Origin of the sequence: Mycobacterium sp. (assembly GCF_032162605.1) — a bacterium.
In the GTDB taxonomy this organism is placed as follows: Bacteria; Actinomycetota; Actinomycetes; order Mycobacteriales; family Mycobacteriaceae; genus Mycobacterium.
In genome coordinates this window covers 1-7417 of record NZ_JAVROT010000110.1, presented here as the reverse complement: position 1 = coordinate 7417, position 7417 = coordinate 1, and the positions used below count along the sequence as shown (strand labels likewise).

Genomic DNA, 7417 nt, shown 5'->3' with positions numbered 1-7417 from the left:
CGGAGACGAGGACGACACCTGCCAGGGCGACGACGTACGCGTCCGGGAACCACTTCTCCGTCCAACTGGCCAACGACTGGGCGACCCGCGCCAGCCCCTTCTCTGAGCGCGGATCTTCGATGGCAGTGGTCATTCGGCCATTCCCCTTCCCTCTCTCCGTCCGATGTACCCGGCCAGCGCGGCACACAGTATCGCCTGCGCAGGCCTTGATGTAGGGTCTCAACCTCCGTGTCATATCCCGATGCCTTGACCTGCGGTGACGCATTGTGTCTGATGTGATGTCATCTGGGCTTCGTCTCAAATTCGTGTCATTTCTTCGCAGCGGCCGGACTGAAGGTTCCAATCGGAAGTACAGGACGCCGCGTGCGGCTCAGACGGGCGACTGCGGTTTCGTTACGTGACTCCCGTTCGCTTGCTCGGCGGTAGCACGCCGACGCCACCGCGCACTCTCACCGTCTTGGACACGCCCCAACCCGCCCGGGGGCTGATGCTCTGCGCCGATGTGCAAGCACTGGTGGCCGCTGCATCATCTGAGCCTCGGTCGTCGGGTCGGGTAGCGCGCGCCGCGGGCTCGATCGGCGTGATCGGTAGTGTCGGAATGTGGACATCTCCTGCGCCTCCGCAACGTCATCTAATAGCCCGGCGCACTTGGAGTTAGCCGAAATGCTCGGCTACAGGCGAGCGTGGCTTTATGACTCTCCTGCCCTGGTGATCGACCGCGATGCGCGCGCAGTGTCAGGAGCTGCCATATCCTCAGGCGAGGATGCCGCCGCGCGCTAACACTGAGTAGTCGTCCATCCAATTCCTGCGATTGGTGTGCCACCGCTCGAGGTCCGACGAGCGACGCCGACCCCCGCCACCGCCAATCCCCTTGCGGTACAACGTACTGACGGTCGTTGGGGGATAAGCCAACCTCGAGCCGGTGCGTTCATGACCCCCGCAGGCAGCGATCACTCCGATGCATTCCCAGCCCTCAGGGCTGGCCGTGGCACATCTCAAGAAGTCTGCCGGCGCTCCACGCCGGGGTGACGCCGGAAGCGCGCAACAGATAGCGCGCCCTCTGGCTCGCGGTCCAGGCGAACGCCTCGCCGAGTCCTTCGAACATGGTCCGAAGGTAAGCCGCCGACGGCGGGGTGGGCTCGAGGTTCTGCAGGGAGGTGATGGTGAACATCGGTAATCCGTCGCGGTCGTCCACCTGCAGGAGAGTCTCGTAGACGTGGGAGGGCACTGCCCAGCGTTGGTCGACTCCGCTGCCCAGCGCCAGGCTGCCCACCGGGCGCTTGGCTTCCTGGGCGACGACATCGCTGAGCTGCCCGAAGGTGAGCAGGTATGCCCGCGCGGCCAGCTCGCCATCGGCCTGCGGGTCGTAGAAGGCGACGCCCCCGCCCCACACCGTGGACCTGCCCGCAAACACCAGGCCACCGGCCAGGTGAACTCCGACGTCGCGGCGAGGTGGCGACTGGTCGCGACATCCCAAGTAAGTGCGCCGGGCGCCGGGCGGTCGGCCACCTGAGAGGTAGCACTCAAAACGTGCCGCGCTCAGGTTCGACCCGTAGGCGACGTACCAGACCAGATCATCGGCTCCCAGGCCCGAGCTCACCCGACGAGGGACCCCTCCTGGAGGGCCAACTCCGCCTCGCGCAGGAGCACGGACTGGGCCTCCTCGTAGATCCGCCGGGCATCCTCGGGGTTGTCTGCGACCGCGGTCAGGCCGACGCGACCACATTCGGTGAGGCAACTGATCATGTGGAACACCACTCCGGTGCGGCGAGCCTGGTCGAAGTGCAGACCGTGGTTCACCACGATGTCGAAGAGGTCCGTGACGGTCAGGGCCTTGAGCCGTTCGTCCTCGAGGTGATCGGTCGCGACCAGGCACTTCGTGCTGCCGCTGGGGGTCAGGTAGACCCCGCGCTGTCCGTCGTAGCTGCCGTCGGTGAGGAACTGCAGGGTCAGGAACGGATGCGTGGTCCCTCCCTTGCGCAGGTTCAGCTCGATCGCATAGGGCGTCCACGCGCCGCTCTCGTCCTGCACGACGACGAAGTCGACCGCGAACCGTCCGAGCACGCCGAGCTTGGCGAGCTGGCCTCCGATCACCATCGCGGGCTCTGCGATGAGCGCGGCGTAACCGGGATCGGCCGGGAACACGCAGCCGAGGTACTTCTGACCGCTCTTGCCGCCGAGCAGCTGATCGTGGGTGGACAGCAGATCCACGGTGCCGTCCGGCAGGGCCCGCATCTGGACGCTCGGGCTGGTCAACGCCAACCCGGTGATCCGCTCCTCGACGATGCCGCCGTGTTTCTCGAAGGCGGCGAGATAGACGTCGAGGGCGAGCTTCTCGTCCTCGAGCTGCATGCCGAGGAGGCGTTCAGCGATCGCGGGTGCCTCCTCTGGTGAGCCGAGGGCCGGCAGCCCGTGCAGGTCTACCAAAGCGTTGCCCGACCCGGAGACACCGTCGTTGAGCTTCACGATCGCCTGATTCAGCGACGGCCGTCTCGCGCGCATGCTTTGCACGCCTGCCACGATGTCGGCGACGGAATGGAGGTCCTCTGCGCCCACCGGACAAGGCACCCCGAGTTCCTCGAACATCCTGCGGCAGCCGGTCTTGGTGCCGAGGTCCGCGAGCCGGGGATCGGCTCCGTACATCGGCAGACCAAGACTCAGTGCCAGGTCCCGCTCGCGCGGTGTGGTGTTGTAGGGGATCAGGTGACTTCTCGCCGGGTTGGGGATCAGGGACCGGATGTGTTCCAGAAGTCGAGGTCGCGCAAGCAGTTTCGAGCTCAAGGGCACGGGTGAGGAATCGCCGACTGGGACCAGGGTGAGGCGGGCGCGGGCGTGACTGGGAATCACCCCGGGCAGCAGCCCGAGGTAGTACTCGATGATCGATTCGGACACCGGCTGCGAGGTCACGTAGATCATGCGTAATCGTGGTTGCCGCAGCAGCAACAGCAGGAACAGTGCGCGTTCCTCCATCGCCTGCATGACGGTGCCGCTGCTCGCGGTGGGGCGCTCGATGCTGATCGAGGGGACCACGACGACCGATTCGTCGTCGAAACCCTGGCGCATCGACCCCCACACGGCCGGCATGGCCCGCTGCAGCTCGTCGAAGACGCGGTAGCGCTCGTCTTCACTCAGTTGCGACAGATGTCGACCTGCGCCCGATTGCCCCGGACCTCGTTGCTGCGTCATGCTTTTCACCTATCTGTCGTTGATCGAAATGATGTTGTGGACCCGCACCGAGCGGCTGAAGCCCTTGGGTTGTACGTCGCCGACCGCTTCCGACACGGCGATGTGCTCGACGGGCGCGAGCACTCGGTCGGTGACGAGCACCTGCCAGGCCCGGGCATCGGCGCACAATCGCGCGGCGAGATTCGTGACACTGCCGATGGCCGAGTAGTCGAAGCGGCCCTCGAAGCCGATCCTGCCGAGGGTCGCAAAGCCTTGGGCGATACCCATTCCCAGGGCGAGTTCGTGACCCTTGCGGAGCCAGCCCACGGCGAGGTCGCGCACGACGGTCCGGATCCCCACGGCCATCCGGACCGCACGCTCGGCCGCGTCGTCGCACTCGATCGGGTCGTTGAAGAACACCATGATGCCGTCACCGGTGAACCGCTCCAGTGTGCCCTCGTACTCGTGGACCAACGCCCCCATCGCCCGGTGGTACTCGGCGAGTACGCCCATCACCTCCTCGGGCTCGCTGGCCTCGGCGAACGGGGTGAAGTTCCTCAGATCGGCGAAGACCACCACGATCTCGCGGCGATGGCTCCGTAGGAGGTCCTCGTCGCCGACCACCAAATCGGCCAGTTGTGGCGATAGGAAGTGGCGCAGGCGGTTGGTGCGCTCCAATTCGGCCACCTGCTCGGCGACCCGGGTCTCGAGCTTCGCGTTCCACTCGGCCAGCTCGTCGGCCTGTTGTCGGATGGTGTCGTGGTAACGCTTGATCCGCGCCAACGACGCCACCCGAGCCAGCAGCTCGCCCTTGTCGAACGGCTTGACGACGAAGTCATCGGCGCCGGCCTCGAGGGCGGCCAGTCGCTGTTCACTACCGCTGGCCGTGATCATCACCACCGGAAGGAATTCGGTTGCCGGAGTGGACCGGATCCTTCGACAGAGTTCATATCCGTCCATCCCTGGCATCACGATGTCGAGCAGCGCGAGGTCGACGTCCTCGGTCTGCAGCAACGCCAACGCGTCCGCCCCCGACGACGCGGTGAGAACCCGATATCCGCGGGGCGACAGGTGTGCGTCGAGGAGCCTCAGGTTGGCCGGCTGGTCGTCCACGGCCAGGACGGTCACCGGAATGTCGGTCACTCTTGCCCCCCGGAAGTCAGTCCTGTCGCTTCGCTCGCCCCGGCGAAGAACGCCTCGATCTGGCCGGGTAGTGCCCGCACGCTGATCGGCTTCTCGATGTATCCGTCGAACCCGGCCAGGGCTGCTCGCTCCCGGTCTCCGGCCATCGCGAAGGCGGTGACGGCGACGACCGGCACATCCGGTGCGAGACCGCCCTGCCGCATCCGGCGCAGCGTCTCGGCTCCGTCGATGCCCGGGAGTTGGAGATCCATCAGCACCAGATCGGGGGGTTCCTCATGCAAGACGCTGAGTCCCTCCTCTCCCGAATGGGCCTCCATGACAACGTGACCCGCGAACCGAAGGACGTCGCGCACCAGTTTGAGGTTCAGCGGATTGTCCTCGACCACCAAGATCCGGCGCGACGTCACACGACACCGACCTGTCTCAGCGTTTCGAGCAGATCTTCGCGCCTGACCGGCTTGAGGAGATAGGCGTCCGCTCCGAGGGTCAGTCCTCGGGGCCGATCGTCGACGACCGACGCGATGACCACCGGGATGGCGGCCGTGGCGGGGTCGCCTTTGAGCTCGGCCAGTACCTGGCCGCCATCGAGGCGAGGCAGCCGGATGTCCAGCACGACGGCGGCCGGATGCACTCTGCGGATCACCTCCAGACCCTCGACGCCGTCCCGGGCACGCACTACCCGAGCCGATGACCCCAGGTAGGCCGAAAGGAGATCCAGTGACGCCCGGTCGTCGTCGACGAGGACGACGACGGGTAGCTCGCCACTCGACGGCGAGGCGACCTCGTCTGCCCGATCCACCAGGCCCGGGATCGAGAAGCCGAACGTGCTTCCCTCACCTGGTGTGCTCTCAAGCCACATCCGACCGCCCATCAGCGCCACGATGCCGCGTGACAGTGTCAGTCCGAGGCCGGTACCCCCCTCCTTGGCCGGTCCCCGGCGGCCTTGCTGGAAGGACTCGAAGATCCGTTCCTGGTCCTCGAGCGGAACCCCGATACCGGTGTCGTTCACGGTGACCGTGAGTTCGGTCCCTTCGCGGTTGGCGCTGATGGAAACGCTGCCGCCATCGGGTGTGAACTTGACGGCGTTGGAGACCAGGTTCAGGACCACTCGCTTGAACTTCAGCTCGTCGGTCTCGGCCATCCCGACCTCGTCGGTGACCGACACGGTGACGGTGATCGCCCGTAGGGCCGCTCGTTCGCGGACCATTGACACCGCCCACTCCAACGCGTTGCGAACCTCGAAACTGCTGGGCTCCAACGCCATCTGGCCCGCCTCGACCTTCGACAGGTCCAGGATCTCGTTGACCAGCTGCAGGAGGTGCTTGCCCGAGCTCCGGATGTCGTTCAGGTACTCCTCCTGGCGCTCGTTGATCTCGCCGAACATCCGGTCGAGTAGCACCTCGGAAAAGCCGATGACGGCGTTCAACGGGGTCCGCAGTTCGTGGGACATGCCAGCCAGGAACTCCGACTTGTGACGGCTCACGATTTCGAGCTCTCTGGTCTTGGTCTCCAACTCCCGGAATAGGCGCGAGTGTCGAAACGCGACGGCACCCTGAGCGGCGAACTCCTCGAGGAGTTCGCGTTCACGGACATCGAAGGGCGCGACTTCGGTCCGCCACATGGACAACACGCCGACGACCTCGTCGCCAAGGATCATCGGCGTGGCAAGCAAGGTGCGGAAACCGGCAAGGCGCTGCAGGGTGTGCAGTCCGTAGTCGGCGTCCTCCTCCACATCGGCTATCTGATGGGTGGCCATGTCCTGCGCCGAGCGCCCGACGGCGGACAGCCGATTCCGGGCGATCGGATGGTCCTCCAGGTAAGTGCGATACGCCCCAGGGGTCTGGCCGGCCACCCCCTCTAGGCGGAACACATCGCCGTCGAGCACGAACAACTGGGCGGCCCGGGCCCCACACAGGCGCGCGGCGTGCTCGACGATAGTGTCCAGTACTGCCCCGGGGTTGGCTACGTCGCGAGCGAGCGCCGAGAGGATCTCACGGCTGGCCACGGACTGATGGCGGGCGTCCCGCAACTCCTGGTACTGCCGCGACGAGGCCCTCGAAACACGGGCCGTGCGCTCGGTCGGTTCGGTCACAGGCTCCCCCTTCCAGACCTGAGGTAATGGTGCGGCTCTTCGCTGGTGAAGGCTGCCCGCGCGTCCAGCGGGTGGGGATTGCCCATCGCGACTACCACCCCCTGCCCAGCATTGAGTTCGACTGAGACCCGCTCATCATCGCCCCGGCGCCCTGTCGCCCGGGTGAGTAACGCACTACTCGGCTTCGACCACGGTCACCGACGTCGACCACTCCCTACAGCCAGGGTCCGTCCTGACCTGCATCACCTGGAACCGTTGCGCTACGCGGTCCGTCGCTGCTCTCCTACGCTGTGTAGATGCGGTTGATGTGGCCTTGGACCGGCCGCTCGGCGGAGATGGGGCTCATCGAGGCCGCACTCTCGGATGCGATGGCGTCCGGGATCGTGATCTGCGGTGCGGCGGGGGTGGGAAAGAGTCGGATCGGCCGCGAGGCACTCCAACCCCGCTTGACGAGCTGGACGCTCTTCTGACTTTTAAGTACGGCCATCGGCCCGACTTAGTCGCGGCGCGCACTATGCCGCAATCCGGCCCGGGGCTCAGCTAGTGGTCGCCGAGAAGACCCCACTGGTTAGCAATGCCAAGCTGCTGACTTTTCCCAGTAGTTGACAGAGGTTCCTGTCGTTAATCGACGATGTCTAGTTCAACAACAAGGTGCTACTTGCTAGCGGCTCGGACACGCGCTGTCACACCTTCGAGCGCTGTCTCGTCCAATGGACATGACTACGCAAACGCCTCGCATTCCGCCCCTGCCACCCAAGAAGGCCTCGTTGACGGCCCGCCTGATGTACCGCTACGCAAAGCGCCGCTTCGGTGAAGTGCCCATCCCGTTCGCCGTGGGCGCCCACCACATGCCACTGCTCGTCGCCAATGCCGTGCACGAGACGCTGCTGGAACGCGGGTCGAAGCAGCTCCCGTCGAACGTGCGCGAACTCGCGGTGTACTGGACCGCCCGAACCGTCGGCTGCTCGTGGTGTGTCGACTTCGGCGCCATGCTGATTCGGCTCGACGGGCTGGACG

At 65.8% G+C, this 7417-nt stretch carries 6 protein-coding genes and 1 pseudogene; 2 read left to right on the top strand and 5 right to left on the bottom strand.

Features of this window, described 5'->3' with window-relative positions; genetic code table 11:
• Window positions 1–973: 973 nt before the first annotated feature.
• The 5 genes from QOI01_RS06740 to QOI01_RS06720 are packed head-to-tail and all read right to left on the bottom strand — an operon-like array spanning window position 974 to window position 6400.
• Window positions 974–1600 carry a histone deacetylase gene (locus tag QOI01_RS06740; RefSeq protein ID WP_526379408.1) on the bottom strand — a complete coding sequence of 209 codons (627 nt, stop codon included), beginning with the start codon at window positions 1598–1600 and terminating at the stop codon, window positions 974–976.
• Window positions 1597–3186: a peptide ligase PGM1-related protein gene (locus tag QOI01_RS06735; RefSeq protein WP_526379407.1), complete on the bottom strand. Its 1590-nt coding sequence runs from the start codon at window positions 3184–3186 to the stop codon at window positions 1597–1599. Before QOI01_RS06735 ends, QOI01_RS06740 begins: the two co-directional genes overlap by 4 nt.
• A gap of 9 nt (window positions 3187–3195) precedes the next feature.
• Complete coding sequence (locus QOI01_RS06730) at window positions 3196–4308, bottom strand: adenylate/guanylate cyclase domain-containing protein (protein WP_526379406.1); 1113 nt, start codon at window positions 4306–4308, stop codon at window positions 3196–3198.
• Window positions 4305–4715, bottom strand: coding sequence for a response regulator (locus tag QOI01_RS06725; RefSeq protein WP_526379405.1), 411 nt, complete (start codon window positions 4713–4715; stop codon window positions 4305–4307). Before QOI01_RS06725 ends, QOI01_RS06730 begins: the two co-directional genes overlap by 4 nt.
• A complete protein-coding gene (locus QOI01_RS06720) occupies window positions 4712–6400 on the bottom strand; it encodes an ATP-binding protein (RefSeq protein WP_526379404.1) in 1689 nt (562 codons plus the stop codon). Before QOI01_RS06720 ends, QOI01_RS06725 begins: the two co-directional genes overlap by 4 nt.
• Before the next feature lie 296 nt (window positions 6401–6696).
• Here QOI01_RS06720 and QOI01_RS06715 point away from each other — a divergent pair, with 296 nt between their 5' ends.
• Entirely contained in the window at window positions 6697–6870 is a 174-nt protein-coding gene (locus QOI01_RS06715) for a hypothetical protein (protein ID WP_526379403.1), read from the top strand.
• 246 nt (window positions 6871–7116) lie between these two features.
• Window positions 7117–7417 (top strand): annotated as a pseudogene (locus tag QOI01_RS06710) (carboxymuconolactone decarboxylase family protein); the annotation flags it as partial.

Excerpts from the sequence above, each read along its gene's own strand:
- QOI01_RS06735 (WP_526379407.1), bottom strand. The coding sequence starts at position 3,186 with ATGACGCAGCAACGAGGTCCGGGGCAATCGGGCGCAGGTCGACATCTG.
- QOI01_RS06715 (WP_526379403.1), top strand. The coding sequence starts at position 6,697 with ATGCGGTTGATGTGGCCTTGGACCGGCCGCTCGGCGGAGATGGGGCTC.